Here is a 17,699-nt window from a genome sequence, read left to right as displayed (position 1 = left end):
ATAACCAGCCGTGGTGCAGCCGCGAATTGAAACTGGACGATAAAGGGCCTGCCGAGGGTGGGATTACACAACTGAACATTCAATGTGAGCGCGCGGCCGGTGGGTCGGGTGCCAAGGATTCGTAAGTCATGAACCTTAAAAATCACCTCGCCGCTTGCTGGAGCAAGTGCTTAACCCTGCTGGTGCTGGGTTGGATGTTGCCGCTGGACGCCCAGGCTTTGATCGATGGCAGCTGGGATTGCAATGTCTCAGGTAGCAATTTAAGCGGTTACACATTTGCAGCTGGCGCCGAGATGAAAGTGCCGTTCAGCGGTACCTGCACGGCAAAACGACCATTCCCCGGAGGAGCCTATCCAACTCTGCAAATCACCAACATCAGCGGGAGCAACCCCGCCCGCCTATATGGCTTGGACCCGTACTCAAATACCTACATGTCTACGCTACCGCTGGGTAATTACGGGGGGGACTGCCTGGGCGGACGTTGTGCGTGGATTCCCGTCGGCGGCAAAGTCTCTTACACCTACTACATAGGCGGCACCGCCCCTAGCACGCCTGGCATACGTAGAGCGCAAGTAATGTTGGGCGTGACCGCTATTGGTTATCCGAATTACGCGGAGTGGATCCACATGACCACGTTCATCTACAACGTCGCCGCCGTCGGTTGCAGCGTGAGTTCGTCGAAAACAGTGAACCTGAACTTCGGTAGCATCAGCACCGCCAACCTCAACACCGCATATCAAAACACCACTATTTCAGTCAACTGCCAGTCCGACGTCCGCGCCGCCATTTCGTTGACACCGACCCAGGCTGCAGTCAACGCCACTGGCTTGTCGCACACCACACTGCCGGGCTTGAACATGCAGGCTTTTTGGAGCAGCAACATGGATAAGGTAGGTTTCAATAGCTTTGCCTACAAGTATCTGAAGGCAGGCCCCAACAGCATCGGTTTGAGTTTCCAGCCGGTGCTGGAAGCCGGGAAATCTCCCGCCGGCGCATTCCGTAGCCAATACACCCTGACCATTGATTACCAATGAGGCCATCATGAAAACGTCATTGCTCGCCCTGGTACTGCTCGGCACTGCCGCCCAGGCCGCCGACACCGTGAATATCACCGTAAGCGGCACCCTCACCCGACCGCCCTGCGTACTGACTTCTGGCACCTCCCTCACGGCAGCATTCGGTAATGTGCGCACCGACCAGGTCGCCACCACCGATACCGTAGCGGTTCCCGTGAAAATGACCTGCCCGGCTGGCTCATCGCTGAACGTAAGCTTCGCTTCCAGCAAAGGCACGCACACCGACACGGTGGCCAAGACCACGGTCGACAACCTCGGCGTTTCGCTGTTGTGGGCAGACAATACGGTGGCCAACCTTAAAGGCACCGCCAAGGCCTACAGCAACCTGAGCGGCAACGTCGACATCAGCCTCAAGGCGAAGCTGATCGCACAAGGCACCCTGACGCCGGGCGCGTTCACCTCGTCGATCGTCATGACCATCAACTACCTATGAAAGTGCTTATCTGGATACTGCTGGCGGTGACCGGCACGGCGGTTGCGCAACCGGCAGATGAGGCGAAGATCGATGTCAGCGGCAAGCTGATCGCGCCGCCCTGCACACCACGTTTTCCCACCTCGCAACAGTTGAAACTGGGTGACGCCAACCTCAACCAGTTAGTCGATGACAGCGTCGCCGCTACCGACGTACCGCTGATCTTCGATTGCCAAGCTGACAGCCAGGTGAGCCTGACGTTTTCAGCGGGGTTGGGCAGCGCTGACAACCAGACCCTGCTCACCAATCGCGCTGGTCTGGGACTGCACCTGGGGCTGTTGAATAAAAGCGCGAAGGCCGATTTCAGTCTGGGAGAAACCAGCAACTGGACGGTGGAAAAAGAACCATTGGAACTGACCCTACGAGTCAAGCCGGCGACCGTGGGCGAACTGCCCGAAGCGGGCAGCTACAGCGCAACGCTGTTGATGCAGATGACGTACCGCTAACCCCCCTACTGAAACTGCCGGGCCTCGATGCAATAGGTCAGCAGCGCCTGATCACTGTCCACATCCAGCTTGCGCATAGCCGAAATCTTCTGTGTGCTGACGGTCTTAACGCTTCGGCTCAATTGCCGCGCAATGTCGCTTACGCTCATGCCGGTGACAAACAAACGCACCACCTCTAGTTCGCGCGGTGACAGGCTCTGGAACCGATCCTGAACCTGCGACGCGTTAGCCACTACCGAGGTGGACACCTGTTCAGGCGCCCGGTAACTGCGCTGGGCACTGATGGCGCCTAGGGCTTTTTCGATTTCGCCATGCAGGTGGTTCTTCTGAATAACCCCCGCCACGCCCAACTCCTGCAAACGCGAAAGGATCAGGCTGTTGGAGATCATGGTCAGTACCAGCACCTGGGTCTCGGGGAAGTGGCGCAGGATGTACTCGATCAACTTCAGGCCATCGCCATAAGTGTCATCGCCAGGCATGTTGAAATCGGTGATCAGCACCTGCGGGCGGTGCGTGTGCAGTTGCTCGATCAGTTGACTAGAACTGAGCGCCTCGCCCACCAGGCTGTAGAGTGCATCACGCTGCACAATTTCGCGCACGCCCACCAGCACAATCGGGTGGTCATCGGCGATCACAACGTTCATTTCTCGCATTCGTTATTTTCCTTGGAGTGAGCACTCATCAGGTTTACGACTCTGCCAGCAAGCACTGCGCCACCGCCGTCAGCCGTGTGCACACACCCCGGATCTGCGTGGTCGCATGGGTATCCAGCGGCAAGTCGTACAGGGTGTTTTCCCATGCTTGACACGCGCTCGACAGTTCGCCTGCACGCACACTGGCCAGCGCGCCGTTAAGGCTATGCAAGCGCTGGCGGACCAGGGTTGAATCACCGATCGCCAGGCCTTGCTCGATCTGCTGAACATCGGCCAGCAAGGTGTCGGCCATCAATTGGCGCATGGCCGGCGACAGTTCGATCCAGCCTTGGCGGTCCCGCTCCGGCTGAGGAACCGCCAAGGCCGTTGCCCGCCGACAGTGCGCCATTAACGCCTGGCGCAGCATGCTCAGGCTCAGCGGCTTGACCACCCACGCGTTCATACCCACCGCCAGGCAGCGCTCGCCCTCCTCACGCAAGGCATTGGCGGTCACGCCGATAATCGGTACTTGCACACCTTGTTCACGCAATGCGCGGGCCAGGTCGTAGCCATTGAGGCGCGGCATGTTGATGTCGGTGATCACCAGGTCGAACGGCTGCGAGCCCCATATCTGCAGTGCATGCTCGCCGTCCCGCGCCATGGTCGGGTGGGCGCCGAGGGCTTCGAGCTGCTCTTGCAGCACGGCCTGGCTGACCGGGTTGTCTTCGGCCACCAGCACGCGCACGTTCAAACACGGTGCGTCCAGGCACAACGGCATCAACGGTTGAGCAGCAAAGGCCAGCGTTTCCGGGTGCACCGGCAAGGTGATGAACAGTGAAAAACTACTGCCCAACCCAGGCTCACTGACCACGCGCATGCTGCCGCCCATCAGCTCACTCAAACGCAAGCAAATCGACAAGCCCAAGCCAGCGCCGTTGCCGTCCTGTCCGCTCGCCACCTGATAAAACGGCTTGAACAACTGCTCCAAAGCTTTTTCCGGAATGCCCACGCCGGTGTCCGTGACCTGCCACTGCAGGGTCACTTCATCCTCAAGCAGGTGTTGCACAATCAGGCGCAAACGCACGCGCCCCGAATCGGTAAACTTGATCGCGTTGCCCAGCAAATTATGCAGAATCTGCCGGATGCGCCCGGCATCACCGAGCAGTTGGGCCGGCAGCTGTGGGTCGATTTCGGCATCAATCTGCAAGCCTTTGTTGCGCGCAGTCGCGCTGAATGCCAGCACCGACTCTTCCACCAAATGGCTCGGGTTAAACGACGCCGATTCCACGGCCATTTGCCCGGACTCGATTTTCGACACATCCAGCACGTTGCTGATCAACTGGAACAGTACAGTGGACGAGCCCTGGATAATTTCCAGGTAGTGACGCTGTCGCTCAGTCATGTCGGTCAGCGCCATCAGTTCCAGGTTACCGAGCACTCCGTACAACGGGGTGCGGATTTCATGGCTCATGGTTGCCAGGAACACGGTCTTGGCCTCGTTGGCTTCGGTGGCTTTCTGGCGCGCCAGGTTTAGCAACTGGGCTTCGTCCACATGCCGGGTGATGTCATTGCAGCCGCAGAGGAACACGTCCTCGCCTTCGTAGCGCGCTGCCGCCACAACGACCTGCAAGTAACGCCCCTCTACCGCCAGGCACATCTCACCAGGGGTATCCCGGCCATCGTTAGCTTTGAGCACGTCGAGTAACGGTGCGGTGCCGCACAGTTGCACGGCGCGCTGGTTTTCTAGGAGCAATTGATGATCGCTGCGGCGCACCACGCACAAGCCCACAGGGGCGTTGTGCAGCATGATGCGATTGAACGCCTCGCTCTCGAACAACCGTTCCTGCGCGCGCTGCGCCGGAATGACGATGCGGGTCTTGTACCAATGGTTGATCCACCCGCCCAGTAGCACGGCCGCCAAGAACGTCAGGCCCAGGCCGAGCAGCGGCCATTTGGCGTAGCGCAGAAAATCCTGATAGCTGATCGCGTACAAACCGGTCCAGTGTTCGCCGCCCTCGCTGAGCATCTTGAAGCGCAAGCCCTGGCGATTGAAACTCAAACCCAGTGGCGCCATGTGTTCATCGCCGAGGTTGCCGAGCAGCATATCGCCCTGGGGCGTAATCAGCGTGAACTGGTTATAGACCGACCGTTGCAGCACCCGCTCGAATTCATCGACCTGGGCCGTATCTACCACCGCCGCCAGCGTCAACGGGGCTTGGGGCTGATTGGCCGGCAGTACGGCGGCGGACACGTCGAGGCCGATCATGGCGACGATGTTGCGGCTGTTGCGATACAGCTTTAACGGTGCAGGCATCCAGCGCACACGGCTGTCATTGAGCAACAGACTTTGACTTTGTTGTAACTGATACAGGCGGCTCACTATCTCGTGGTACTGCTCAGGCAGTAACGGCTGGTAATGACGCAACCCACCGATACCGGGTACGGCCAGGCTGGCAACGTTATTGGGGGTGAGGACGAACAACTGCGGCGAGGCGTAAAACGAACCGGCCCAATAGCTGCCATAGTAGTCGGTCAATTGCACACCAAACGCCAGCGCCCGCCTCGTGTCGTCCGCCGCAAACGTCTCGTTGTGGGACAACGTAAAGGGCAGCGACAAGGCAAACCCCTTGGCCTGCAGCAGCACCTGCCCAGCCTCGCGCTGCACCTCCACCACCGAGGTCGACTGCACCGCCGGCAGGGGCGGCGGGTTACTTCGGTTGTAGCCGCTGGCCACGCTGCGCAGAAACCCCTCGTGCTCATGGACGATCTCCATCACACGGGCGAAGTGGAACTCGATTTTATCCTGTTCGGCGTCGAGCAATCGCGACACTGCCCAGTAGCAACTGCTGGAAAGCAACAGGGCGAGCCCGGTGAGCAACAACAGGGCTTTGTTCAGGCGTTGAGAGCTTTGCGCCAGCTTATCCAGGCGCAGACTTGCATGTTTCATAGTCAGTACCGCAGAAGCCTGAATCAGGACGTGGGGCCTATGCTTAATCCCGGCATTGGCCAATAACGCCCGGCTATCGGGCGACCCTTCCTTCGGGCTTCTTGACTGTCTGACCCTGACTGCTCAGATAAGTGCTGGCGCAGGGCCATCCTGTATCAATAAGGCACTAAATTTTTCCGCTGCCACAGCCTGGGAGATCAGGAAACCCTGTACCTGATCGCAGCGAATACGCCGCAATATCGCCAGCTCCGCCTGGGTCTCGGCGCCCTCCGCAATGGCGGTCAGGCCGAGTTTGCGGCACAGCTCGACAATGCTCTGCAAGGCCGAAGTCAGGCTCTCGTTCTCGGCACAGCCATGCACCAGTGAACGGTCGATCTTGACCTCGTTGAACGGCGTGGACACCAGGTTGTAATAGGAACTAAACCCCTTGCCGAAGTCATCCATCGCCAACCCGAAGCCCATCATGCGCAAGCGACATGCTCCAGCGTAGTAGTTACTGGTCAACTGTGTGGTAGAGCTTTCCATCAATTCGAAGGTGATTTGCCGAGGTTCAGCATCGCGGCTTTGCACCTGGGCGAGCAGGTGGTCGACCAGGTCGCACTGGTCGAGCAAATGCGTGGGCAAGTTGATCGACACCGGCATCCGGTAGCCCAGCTGCGCCCACTGGGCCTGGGCGCTGAGGGTTTGGCCGAGGATGCAAGTGAGCAACTGGGCCTCCAGGCCCAGACGCTCTATATCACCGAGAAACGCGCAGGGCATCAACAACCCTTCCACCGGGTGAACCCAGCGCGCCAGGGCTTCGGCGCCTACGATGCGCCCGTCGTGCAGGGATTTTTTCGGCTGGAACCAGGCCTGGATCTCGCCGTTGGCCAGGGCACGCACCAGGTTCTCGCGGGAATGGCTGACGCCCCGATGACAACACGGCGTGCGCTCCTGCTCGGCGAGTTTGTCGAGGCAATCACGCAGGATAAGCACTTCAGGTTCACGCAGTGGCTTGGAGATCAGCCCGGCGACGGTCAGCCCAAGGTTCTCGGCCACCTGCCCTGCGCCCGCCAGCATGCGCCGTGACGCCACGCTCATCAGCGCCAGGGTGGGCGGAGTCTGCATCTGCGCCAGGTGCTGGATCAATTGCACCCCGTCCATCCCCGGCATCATCAAGTCACTGAGCAACAAGTCGTAGCGCTGGCGGGCCAGGCGCCGCAAAGCTGCGGCGCCATCCCACACCACATCGACGTCAAAACCGCCACTGGCCTGGAAGAGGTTAATCAGGTACTCATGCTGAAAGGGATGGTCCTCTACGATGAGTACACGATAGGCGCTCAAAGCACCCTCCTCTGATAGCGATGCAAGCACTGATAGAGTGCCCGCAGGGTGAACGGTTTAACCAATCAATGATCCATGCCGGCGTTCAGGCAGCGCTCGGCCTCGTCGAGCATCGCGTTGGCGGTGGCGCCGATGATCGGCAGCGAGCAGCCCAGGCCGCGCAGTTGTTCGGTGAGTTCGTAACCGTTCATGCGCGGCATGTTGACGTCGGTGAGTATCATGTCGAACGCGGTGTCGCCCCACAGCGACAGCGCTTCAATGCCATCGCAGGCCAGCACGACGCTGCAGCCGAGTTCTTCCAGCTGGTCGCGCAGGATCAACTGGTTGATAAGGTTGTCCTCGGCCACCAGCAGGCGTAGGTTGAGGTTGAACTCGGTTGGTTTTTCGCTGATCCTCGGCGTCAGCAATTCTTCTCCGCCTTGGGCGCCACTGACCGCACGGTTGAGCGCCTGCAAGTTGTTCAGGCTGATCTGCCAGGGGTACGCGCCATGTTCATCGAGGGAGGCCATCACCCGTGGCCCGGACCAATGCAACAACTGGCCGGGTTCGGTCGGGCAGGGATACAGCTCGACCAGCACCGTACCGGGGTCGGCCTCGGCGAACTCCGGCGCACCGAGCTGCACCCGTGCACCCCAGCGGCGCAACCAACCGCCGACACTTTCCGCCAGCTCCCGCACCGGCGACACCACATACACGCGCTCGCCCAACAGCGGCTGCGCCCAGGGGGCCTGGCCGTCGTCGATGACTTGCTCCAGCGGCAAGGTGAAGGAAAAACTGCTGCCCAGACCCGGCTCGCTGACCACGCGCAATGTGCCGTTCATTAAATGCATCAGGCGCTTGCAGATCGATAAGCCCAGGCCGCTGCCGGCGACCAAGTTGGCATTGCCGCTGACCTGGAAGAACGGCTCGAACAGGTACTGCTGATCTTCCTCGGCAATACCCTTGCCCGTATCGACTACCTGCCACTGCAACATCGCGCGCTCGCCTTCACGGCTTTCCAGGCGCAGGCGCAACACAATCCGGCCGCTCTCAGTGAACTTGAGCGCGTTATTGAGCAAGTTATTCAGGATCTGGCGGATACGCGTGACATCGCCACGCACACGGTCGGGCAACTGCGGGTCAAGGCAGGCGAACAACTGTAGGCCCTTGCTTTGGGCGGCGCCAGCGTAGCCTTGGATCACCTCCTGCACCAACTCGATCGGCGAAAACGTACTGAATTCGAGGGACAGTTGCCCCGCCTCGATTTTCGATACATCTAGCACGTCGCAGATCATTTGCAGCAAATTCGCCGAAGAGCCTTCGATAGCGTTCAGGTAGCCGCGCTGCTGGCTGTTGAGGTCGGTGCGCGCGAGCAATTCCAGGGTGCCGAGCACGCCATACAGCGGCGTGCGGATCTCATGGCTCATGGTCGCCAGGAACCGGGTCTTGGCCTCATTCGCAGCATCCGCCAGGGTGCGCGCCTGCTGCAACGCCAACTCCACCTGTTTGCGCTCGGTGATGTCGCTGAAGGCGCAAATCAGCACCTCTTCACGCTGGTAACGAGTGGGTGCAAAACTCAGGTACAAGTGGCGGCCGTCTTCCATTTGCAGCTCGTCGGTGCTGCTTTGATCGTGTTCATGGAAGGCGCGGCGAATCCAGCCGTGGCACAGTTGCTGACGCTCCTGGCCATTGCCCAGCCATTTGCGCGACAAGGGGTTTTCCAGTACTACTTCCCCATCGCTGCGGCGCAGAACGCACAGGGCCACCGGCGCGATGCGAATCACCGCGCTGCTGAAGGCCTCGCTCTCCACCAGCGCTTCGATGCGATTGGCCGCCGGGATAATCAGGCGCTGGTCGATGCGCCTCACCAGCGGCACCATCAACACACTCGCCACCAAACACAGCAACAGGCACCCCAGCAACGGCATGGCCAGGCTGGGCAACAGTGAACTCAATTCCAGGCTGTAAATAATTTGCCACTGGGAATACCCCAGGTGCCTGCGAATGGCCAAGCGGTCCGGCAACCAGCGGCTGCCTTCCCAACCGAAACTGGCCGTAGCGTGATATTGGCGCAGCTCCTTCGCAGCCGCCGGTTGATGGAGCGCGCTGCTGAAAATCAGCTGGCCGGCGCCGTCGAGCAACATAAAGTCACCGGCTTTTTCATGCTGCAGGGCGCTGATCAGGTTAGGGGCTTCCACCTCCAGCCCTAGCCACCCTGATGCCGAGCTGCGGTCGTCCAGGCGGGCGAAGATGTACAGCGGCGAATCCAGGCGGGTCTGCTCGGTCAGCCACAACTCATCAGTGACCGAGACCTGGCCAGTGTCCACCGCCATCAACCGCTGCAGCACCGGCTGCGGCACAGTTTTCGGCGTCACACCGACGGTAAATAGGCGCTCGACCACCGGTTCGGCACGCTGGGCGACATAGATCAGGTTGACCTTGTTGGCATCCAGGTAATCGAGCAGCCGCTTGGTGAGCCACAGGCTCCAGATATTGCCCGCCTCACCCAGGGTAATATGCACCTCTTCGCTCGGCACATTATTAAGGTTACCCACCGGCGCCGTGACATGGCGCACGGTCGACAGGCCCAGGCTTTTCAACAGCGTCTGGCGGCTGACAAAAAAACTTTGCGCGTCGGAAATCGCTTCATTCATATAACTGCGCCTCAGCGAAATCTCCTCATTCAACACCGCGCGCAGGTAAATGTAGGCGCTCACATACACGCCAAGCACCAACGCCAAGGCGAATAGGCGCAACAACTTGCGAGCAGCGTTGGGCGTCGAAAAGGAAGAGTCTAGAGGTTGCAGGAAATGTTTGAGTTTCATCGCCAAAATAGTAGGCGTGGCGAGGGGAGACTTGAATAAGACGGATCTGAAAGGCGATGGAACTCTCGTGCCACACACGGTTTCAGAAATCTTCGCTGCTGCTTGCGTAGGATCGCAGGCTCACCCCGTATCACCCTTCAATACAGAGAAATCCATGCCTATCCACCAAACACCCGGGCACGTAATGCCCGCGTGCGCTTTCGATATCGGCACCGGCGAATTTGCTATCAAGGGTCTGATGCCCGACATAGCCCGCAACCTCAACCTGAGCGAGCCCCAAGCGAGCCACGCCATCAGCACCTACGCCCTAGGCGTCATGGTCGGCGCCAAGCTACTGCGCAAACATATGTTGCTTTTACTGATGGGCCTGTATGCACTTGGCAACATTGCCACCTCGTTCACCTCGACCTTCGGCTCACGATCAGTACCTTGAGGAACGCATGCAATTGCTGGAGCAGCAACTGGCGACTGTCGCCAAGCTGGCCATGGACAACAAACTCCCTGACGCGATCCTCACCGAGTCCGGACTGAAGATCACTCCGCTGGATGCGGCAGTACCGGACACCGCCCAGGCTCTGATTGACAAGACCAGTCCTAATCGCTGCGAACACGCACGCGACCGGGATGAAGAACGAGGCATCACTCATTTTGCCAAACAGTTGCCGCCTCGGTGCAGGATCGATTTTACAGATAACGTACCAACTAAACCGAGCCAAATCATCTTCAGTCCTCGTTGCCTAGACTGCTGAACCTTTTTGGTCTTGCAATCGAACCCGTGCCGCGTAATGCAGATTTGACATATTGGGCCGCTAGTTCAAGGCTCTCTCGATCTGCCGCGTACAATGCATCGATAAGCCTGATTCTGGCTAGTCGTTTGACCTCCAATATATCCTCAGCAGTCGAGTCTGCCGAAAGCTTATGGTTTTCACTCATATGACGACCCGCTTTCACTGTTGCCTGCCAAACTAAATCGATCGTAGTACTGTTTCCGCTTTTGACATAGGCGAATAGTCGCCATCGGACGTGCTGGAAAGAATCTACTAGGACCAGCTTGGCTTGGAGGCTGGCTTAATGAAACTGACGCTTCACGCTGGAAAGCAAGGCTTGGACATCGTTCGCTTTTCAGACCCTAATATGAATAGACTTCAAAGCCAAATCGAAGAGCTACTACGCCTTTTCTAGGATGAGCGAGAAATTGCCATTGCCAGCAATCCATGGCTTCTGCCAGGGGCTGATGCTGGCTGTGGACGAACTCCGCAGTACCTACCCGCAAACCCATCATGCGACAGTTATGCTAGAAGCCGCACCTCGAACCCTGACACCGCTGGCGACACCGGTGACGAAGTAGAAGTCCCCATGCTCCAGGCCCACTTTGACGGCTTTGATGGGGGTCGGACGTCCTTCCTCAGGCCAGTACCTAAAGTTGGCCAGGAACGGCTCTATACCGGACACAAGATACGCGGCTTGGTCTGAGGGCATTGTCCGGTGAGCGTGGGGACGCAGCACATGCTGGGTGAAGAAACCGTCGAGCGTGCCCACCTGTACGCGCTTGCGGTTAGCGTCGTCTGGAAGGTCTGAAGCGAGCTGAGCGTAGACTTTGTTGAAGGTATTGAGCGCAGCATTCGAGAACGACAAAAGTACAACCCGACCCCGACTATTTTCCATTTTTTGCCGGACGGCAATCAGTCGCCTGATCGCTGTGGCCGTCTTGCCGCTACGGGCTTTGAGCCAATGTAACTGGGTCCACACCCCGCTTCCTGTGCGAGTACCTACCAGCGTGTAGGATCTTGTCGCCGTCGCCAGTTGGCGGCGGTACCGGTCATCCGCACCGACCCCGTAACTGGCTTGACTGGAAAACGGATCTAGCCCAAGTCCTGCGCCGATTCCATGGGACTACAAGCGAAAATTTGGAGATGGGGTCAGTAAGATCTATCATCCAGTGCTACAGCTCTTTGTCTCTAAACACTGCCAACCCGAGGAAGCCTGCATGCCAGTCATAAAGGATCAGGTGCTCTTTCTCGACTTTGACGGAGTGCTTCATCCAGATGCTGTATACCTAACTCGCAATGGCCCGACCCTACGTGCGGACGGCAAGCTTTTCATGTGGGCTCCTTCGCTCATCGAAGTCTTGAATGAGTTTCCCACGGTTTCCATTGTCTTGAGCACAAGCTGGGTCCGTCACTTAGGTTTCAAACGAGCCGTGAGCTTCTTACCACCAGAATTAGCTGTGCGAGTGGCAGGAGCGACGTGGCATAGCTCGATGGCCAAGGAATGGTTAGGCGATAACAGATGGGATGGACGCACGCGATACGATCAAATCAGCCACTATGCTGCCAGAGCTCAGCTTACCAACTGGGTTTCATTGGATGATGACCCAGTTGGATGGGCTTTTACCGCTCACAACCGCTTGGTGGCATGTGATCCGAGCTTAGGTTTAAGCGCCACGCACACTCGGTTGGCACTGATTAATTCACTGAAAGGAATGCACTAACTAATTACTGTGGAAAATTTAATTTTTAATTGTATATGGCGTTTCCAGGCGCTGCCTACGAGATTAGTAAGTTGCAACATCTATATGGTCTAGTATTTTTTGTTTCAAGGTGATCAGAGCTGCGATCCGATTTCGACCATTGGCAAGGATTCGGGCAAGACCAATATCCTAGGCCATTGATAAAATCCTCCTCTACAAAATGAGCAGTTTCTATTCCTCCCGACTGGTAAGTACTCCACAGCGAGTCAATAGACCTGCATTCAAAGTCATGCGCTCTCAAGTCCCCCACTATATCACTAAAACCATCATAAATCTTCGCGATAATCTTGGTTAACTCTAACTTTGATTCATCGTGTCTGCTGGCATTATTAATCTTGATATAAATATTCAGGGAGTCTTGCAAAGCATCCATTTGGTAATGCAGAAAATTCATTTCTTGAGCTGACTCACTTGAAAGATATTGAATCACCGATGCAGCCTTATTTCGCAGAGACCGAATCAGCCCCACATAGGAAAGGTAATAAGGAGAGGAGCATATCTCATGAACCATCACAGCATGTCGAAACGCAAATGGAGCATCGTTAGGTAGTGAAACAGCTTCATTGAGATAGCGCCCGCTGCAACCTTGCCACATTACATCTAATGGGTGCGCGGTTTGCGAAAAGAATTTATTGCAGAATGGACACCGATCCATTAAGACCGTGTTGTGCTTGTAGCATACAGTGATGAAGGGAGCGCTGAAACGTCTCCAATATGAATATCCCAATTTCGTGAGATCATCCCTTACACAGTCAGGACAGAAAGAAGCCTTCCAATCAGAGAATTTTACATCGTCTCGAATGTATTGCTTTTGTGAATATGAAAAATCTTGGTTGCTCTTGAGTATAAAGTCTACAGCGTTCAGCGTGTGATTATGAATCAGACGATTAAACCCATAACAACCTGGCCACCCCATAACAGAAGTGATAATTTTGACCTCAGTGCCGCGGAATTTACGACATTTTGTTAATTGCTCAAAGGCCTTCATGCCCGTTCCAAGCCCGTTTAGAAAGAGGCTACGCCTAACGTAAGAGGTGAGCGATTCGTCAGTCTGTATCTGAGGGAGCTTTGTAGAAGGTAGTTGCAATGTATATAGACCAGAAATTGAAATAAGAGGTACAGCCGTTCGAAGAAAAGAGTAAAACCTTTCAAAAAAATGACTGCTTTTGATGATCATTTACCGCTGAATCTCAAAGGATTAATTCTTCCATCGGATACTTTCTAGCGATTTATTATTTAGAAATAAAACCAGCCCGCAAGCGTAATCGGAATTTCTTAGGTAATAGGCTAGATGATGATTCCATTTTCGGTCCTCTGGATCATCGGTTTCGCTAGGTATGTTGAAATTGACAATTTCTCATTAAAGGCTCAGTCGACCCCTATCATTTTAAGCATAGCTGTTAATACCTCCCCGGAATTACCTATCAACATAATCTCATTCGCACCTTCTAATGCGACGTCATCCAAATTTACATGGATCACTGCCGCCCCTGCAGCCAAAGCTCTCTCTGGAATGCTCGCTGCCGGCATGACAACACCGGAAGTGCCAACAGAAATCAGTAAATCGCATTCCCTCACAAGTCGAACAGCTGATCGCCAAGCAACCTCGGGCAAATTCTCCTTGAACCAGACAATTCCCGGTCGAAGCCTGCCGTTGCAGCGAGCACATCGGGGCGGTTCAATCAGTTGTCCTTCTTCAGCAATTTGAAGCTGCTCAGGCGCCAACTCAAATGGGCGGTGACAGCCAAAGCATTTCACGTTCATTAAACTGCCATGAAGGTGGACCACGTTCTTTGAGCCAGCTCGCTCGTGCAAGTCGTCAATATTCTGAGTGATGACAGAGACTTCCCAACCGGCGCTAGCGAACCGAAGAATGGAGAGGTGCGCTGAGTTGGGCACAGCTAAGCTGACCTGCCGGCGTCGCCAGAGGTACCAGCCCCATACAAGAGCCCGGTTTTCGCGGAAAGCGCTCGCAGTCTCCAGACGTTGTGGATCATGCTTTTCCCATAATCCGGTCAGCTTGTCGCGGAAGGTGGGGATTCCGCTTTTTTCGGAGATACCCGCGCCAGTAAAGAAAGCTATCTTTTTGGCCGAAAGGATCGCGTCTACAGCTCGTTGCATTTCCACTGAACAAGGTCCTCTCCTGCTGCGCTCGTTTCAATCTTACTGGGAGTCCTCAATCGGACTATTTACTTCGGTTTCCCAGGACCTGATGGCGGCGAATGCGACTTCATGTAGTGACGAAACGATTTTTTGAGATCCTCGTCTGTCGCCATAGGTATAGGTGCTCGTCGGGTAGGTTTGGCTAGAGTTTTCTCTTCGGGCAAGGCCATACGCTCCAGCACTGAGCGCTCCGTCTCGGTAATCGACGAATCAAAAACCCTCGCCTGTACACGCTGGTCGCGATCTGCCCGAGCGAAGCTCACCACGTTCGACTTAAACTCAACTGGCAACTCAAATGGGCAGTGCAGGTCGCGATTTGTTCGGCTGGTTCCGTTGTTGATGACTTGCAGTTGCAGATCTTCAACATCCCTGGAGTTGCTCGTGTATGCGCTGGACCTGTATGCCTTGTGCAGGTCTTCGACCTCAATCCGATTCCTTTCGGCAGAACGGCATTCGATGTAAGCGAGCTTTATGAGCTGCACAGCGAGTCGCTTGATGCCGAAGGTGGAGCGGTAAAGCTCAGCCGCAAACTTCTCATTGCTTGCTTTGACACGGCCACCGCTAACCCTCATGCACTCGCGCACATAGTCAGACCAATCTTGGCTCTTCGGATCTTCGGGCAGCATGATCCGTGGTTCGGAAAGCAACCTTTGCTTATCCTCACTGTTACGACGAAGCAGCTTGTGCACGAGACTGTAATTGGACACAAAGATCATCGGCGGTCCAATGGCTGCCATCGTCAGCAAGATGTCGGTCACCTTGGAAGCGCCCATACCGGTATTGATGTGCTGAGTTTCCTCTAGGACAACCATTGAAACACCGTCCCGGTTGGCGCGCCGACGGCACTCAACCAGCAGCTTAGCCAGGTTGCCACCGCGCCCGTCATGGCCGCTACCGTGCACGAAATCTAAGAGAAGCTGCTTGCCACTCGCTTTGCCGCGGGCACTCGCGTACCAAAGAGAAGTCAGCTCAACGATGCCTTGATATAGATCGCAAGCCATCTCTATCGGTGGAGGCAGAGCCCTACGCAGAGCAGCAATTGTCTGGCTCTTACCAACGCCCGCCAAGCCGGTAAGGCAGATCGGTAAAACCTCCACCTCAGGAGGCTTGAAGATTCTTGCGGCGTACTCAACCTCACTGCTGAACACTCTAAGGTTGTGCAGATACGCCAGGCCGGCCATTTCATGAATAAAATTGAGAGAGAATGCGTTAGGGAGGTAAATCTCCTTTAGCCTCTCGGCGAGATGATCAGCGGCGAGCGAGGGGGGAAGCGCCTCCAAATTCGCTACAGGCTCCGGACGAATGAGAACTCGTTTACGGATGTTTTCAATGTCCATATAACCGTCGAAACGAGTTTCGATTGTTCTGTTCATTTCGTAACCCCTCTTAAGCGATTGTAATCGGCGGTGTCGCGAAGGGCAGCACCGCCTTTCGATGGCCGTCCTAGTATCCGCTCACCAGCGTCCCAATCCTCGCCTGTGTTCAGTTTGAATCGGTCCTCGAAAAGTTGCTCGTGGGCAGGCCGCTCGTCTCGAAGATCAGCGGCAGATTCTCTCCGCATTTTGGCGATATCCTGCAGATCGCGTAGCGAGATATCGATCGTGCCCTGCAAGGTACGCGCTGTTCTCACATAATCTAACTCATACAATATCCCTTTAACTTCGATCCATATGTGACGAACGCACATGACCAAAACATAAACTGAAGTTTTAATGACGCCTTTCTGAGCTACTAGATCAAATACTCCAGTTTCTACCAATGCATGGGATCTATATTTCCGCCCGTAAAAATAAACGCCATCTTTTCTTATTGCAGCGGGTCGCTCGTCGAGGAACTCCCTTACCGCCACATCGAAAGGAACGCCGATTGAGGAGTCTCGACCACGCATGCTCCAATAACTGTAGATGCCATGTGGCGTCGGCTTAACTCCAGCTAGAATCATCTCCTCGTCCATGCGTAGCTGAGCGTCGGAGGTGTGGTTATCCTTCAGCACCCGAACGATCTCACGCTTGGCCATCTGCACGAAATCAAGCTTGCTGTGCACATAGGTAGGCTGCTCAAGCGTTTTCCTGTTTCTCGGGTGTGAGGATTCAATGGAGGCTTTGGATTGTCCTGAATAGACAGGTGTTAGCTCTACCGACTTTAACCAGTGAATCTCTGGTTCAACTTCGTAGTGTGCAGCAGGACCTCTATCCAGCACCATGTCGCCTGACAAGCCGGCACTTGGCCATTCTTCCGCGCTGATCTCTACTCCATACTGCTCGCACAATTTGACCTTGTTGCAGGCCATGGAGTAGATCGCCATGCGATAAGCGGCCATATTTTCCTTGCCTTCTGAAAAACCAATCCCCAGTACCATCCCAGATAGCGCACACACAGTTCGTACGACGCAGAAGCCGTCTACCGCACTACCTTCAGTCAAACCAGAAAGCTTTTCGGTAATATTGTAACCGTCAAATTCTATGCGCTGATTCACATTAATAAGATTGTCAGCAAAACTTCCTTCAGAACCTGATTTTGCGCGCGCACGATGCTTTCCTTTTAATGCGATACGAAGATCTTTCGCACTAATCAGTTTGGAAATCCAATACCTAAACTGTGGAAAGGAAGGAAAAGGTTTTCCCTTAGGGTGCTTGTATTCCACTGCAGCATCGTGCTGTTTGATAGAGACACAACCAAACTCCTTCGTGAGAATTTCACTGTAAATTTTGTTCTGAGTTTTGTGAGGAGATTTATATTTCAGAAAGCCTTTTAAAATCTTTTGCTGCATGACTACATCGCAACGATAACCATGCCGTTTCCCCTTACGCGAGGGCCGGCCGAGCTTCTTTGTTAGGCTAGGCCCCTCTCGATTCCACGCCCCAATTCGGTGAAGAGATGGCATCAAGGACCATTTGGTCTGGCCGAAAACTACATAGGAATAGAACCAGAGCCTTATTCTGGCTGCGTTCTGATGGGGTCGCTGAGATTTGGCGTGGGCGTTTATGAGCCCGTCAGGATCATCGCTCCCCAATATCTCATCCCGGCGAGCAATCAGGCTTGAGATTGCAGCAAAGCGCTTGTTCACCTTCTGCTCATAACTCTCCTTCGTAGAGACCCGACGGTCTTCCAGACAGTCGATGGCTACACCTTCAATCGGTATTAGCCAAGGAGGAGTCGAATCGGCCTCGCCATCCTCCAACAGCCATCCATTCTCGACAGCTTCCTCAAAGTAGATCCGGCTAAGCTGAACCAGGTGAGTACTGATGCTTTTTCCGTTGTCCTTGAATTCGACCAACCGAACACGGTTTCGTCTGCCGTCGCTGA

13 protein-coding genes and 2 pseudogenes are annotated in these 17,699 nt (G+C 55.5%); 6 read left to right on the top strand and 9 right to left on the bottom strand.

What is annotated here, in order from left to right:
* Positions 1-128 precede the first annotated feature (128 nt).
* From G9Q84_RS21595 to G9Q84_RS21585, 3 genes are read left to right on the top strand one after another with little or no spacing between them, the layout of a single operon-like run.
* Positions 129-1,034 (top strand): fimbrial protein, encoded by a 906-nt coding sequence (locus tag G9Q84_RS21595; RefSeq protein WP_181644068.1) that lies wholly within the window; start codon positions 129-131, stop codon positions 1,032-1,034.
* Positions 1,035-1,041: 7 nt separating this feature from the next.
* Complete coding sequence (locus tag G9Q84_RS21590; protein WP_181643963.1) at positions 1,042-1,509, top strand: fimbrial protein; 468 nt, start codon at positions 1,042-1,044, stop codon at positions 1,507-1,509.
* Entirely contained in the window at positions 1,506-1,994 is a 489-nt protein-coding gene (locus G9Q84_RS21585; RefSeq protein WP_181644067.1) for a fimbrial protein, read from the top strand. The genes G9Q84_RS21590 and G9Q84_RS21585 overlap by 4 nt, the downstream gene beginning before the upstream one ends.
* 5 nt (positions 1,995-1,999) lie before the next feature.
* Here the strand turns inward: G9Q84_RS21585 and G9Q84_RS21580 are convergent, their stop codons facing one another.
* From G9Q84_RS21580 to G9Q84_RS21565, 4 genes and pseudogenes are all read right to left on the bottom strand, one after another.
* On the bottom strand, positions 2,000-2,647 hold the full coding sequence (locus G9Q84_RS21580) for a response regulator (RefSeq protein WP_181644066.1): 648 nt from the start codon (positions 2,645-2,647) through the stop codon (positions 2,000-2,002).
* Between the two features lie 34 nt (positions 2,648-2,681).
* Complete coding sequence (locus G9Q84_RS21575) at positions 2,682-5,573, bottom strand: ATP-binding protein (RefSeq protein ID WP_181644065.1); 2,892 nt, start codon at positions 5,571-5,573, stop codon at positions 2,682-2,684.
* 123 nt (positions 5,574-5,696) lie between these two features.
* Positions 5,697-6,896, bottom strand: coding sequence for a response regulator cyclic di-GMP phosphodiesterase PvrR (pvrR, locus tag G9Q84_RS21570; protein ID WP_181644064.1), 1,200 nt, complete (start codon positions 6,894-6,896; stop codon positions 5,697-5,699).
* Positions 6,893-9,700, bottom strand: a pseudogene (locus G9Q84_RS21565) (ATP-binding protein). Before G9Q84_RS21565 ends, pvrR begins: the two are co-directional and overlap by 4 nt.
* A gap of 154 nt (positions 9,701-9,854) precedes the next feature.
* Here G9Q84_RS21565 and G9Q84_RS21560 point away from each other — a divergent pair.
* A pseudogene (locus tag G9Q84_RS21560) lies at positions 9,855-10,118 on the top strand (MFS transporter); the annotation flags it as partial.
* A gap of 22 nt (positions 10,119-10,140) precedes the next feature.
* Entirely contained in the window at positions 10,141-10,449 is a 309-nt protein-coding gene (locus G9Q84_RS29885) for a hypothetical protein (RefSeq protein WP_181644074.1), read from the top strand.
* Between the two features lie 529 nt (positions 10,450-10,978).
* Here the strand turns inward: G9Q84_RS29885 and G9Q84_RS21550 are convergent.
* A complete protein-coding gene (locus G9Q84_RS21550; RefSeq protein WP_203219275.1) occupies positions 10,979-11,449 on the bottom strand; it encodes a hypothetical protein in 471 nt (156 codons plus the stop codon).
* 238 nt (positions 11,450-11,687) lie between these two features.
* Here G9Q84_RS21550 and G9Q84_RS21545 point away from each other — a divergent pair, with 238 nt between their 5' ends.
* Positions 11,688-12,191 (top strand): HAD domain-containing protein, encoded by a 504-nt coding sequence (locus tag G9Q84_RS21545; RefSeq protein ID WP_181644063.1) that lies wholly within the window; start codon positions 11,688-11,690, stop codon positions 12,189-12,191.
* 55 nt (positions 12,192-12,246) lie between these two features.
* Here the strand turns inward: G9Q84_RS21545 and G9Q84_RS21540 are convergent, their stop codons facing one another.
* The 4 genes from G9Q84_RS21540 to G9Q84_RS29430 form a co-directional block, all read right to left on the bottom strand.
* On the bottom strand, positions 12,247-13,407 hold the full coding sequence (locus G9Q84_RS21540; RefSeq protein ID WP_181644062.1) for a TniQ family protein: 1,161 nt from the start codon (positions 13,405-13,407) through the stop codon (positions 12,247-12,249).
* Between the two features lie 191 nt (positions 13,408-13,598).
* Positions 13,599-14,351, bottom strand: a complete 753-nt coding sequence (locus G9Q84_RS21535) for an SIR2 family NAD-dependent protein deacylase (protein WP_181644073.1) — start codon at positions 14,349-14,351, stop codon at positions 13,599-13,601.
* 68 nt (positions 14,352-14,419) lie between these two features.
* The gene (locus G9Q84_RS21530) at positions 14,420-15,766 is read right to left on the bottom strand and encodes an AAA family ATPase (RefSeq protein ID WP_181644061.1); all 1,347 of its coding nucleotides are present in this window, start codon (positions 15,764-15,766) and stop codon (positions 14,420-14,422) included.
* Positions 15,763-17,670, bottom strand: a complete 1,908-nt coding sequence (locus tag G9Q84_RS29430; protein WP_242461471.1) for a transposase — start codon at positions 17,668-17,670, stop codon at positions 15,763-15,765. The genes G9Q84_RS21530 and G9Q84_RS29430 overlap by 4 nt, the downstream gene beginning before the upstream one ends.
* Positions 17,671-17,699 lie beyond the last annotated feature (29 nt).

The organism is Pseudomonas sivasensis (genome assembly GCF_013778505.1).
Classification (GTDB): Bacteria; Pseudomonadota; Gammaproteobacteria; order Pseudomonadales; family Pseudomonadaceae; genus Aquipseudomonas; species Aquipseudomonas sivasensis.
This window is presented reverse-complemented; position numbering and strand designations above follow the sequence as displayed.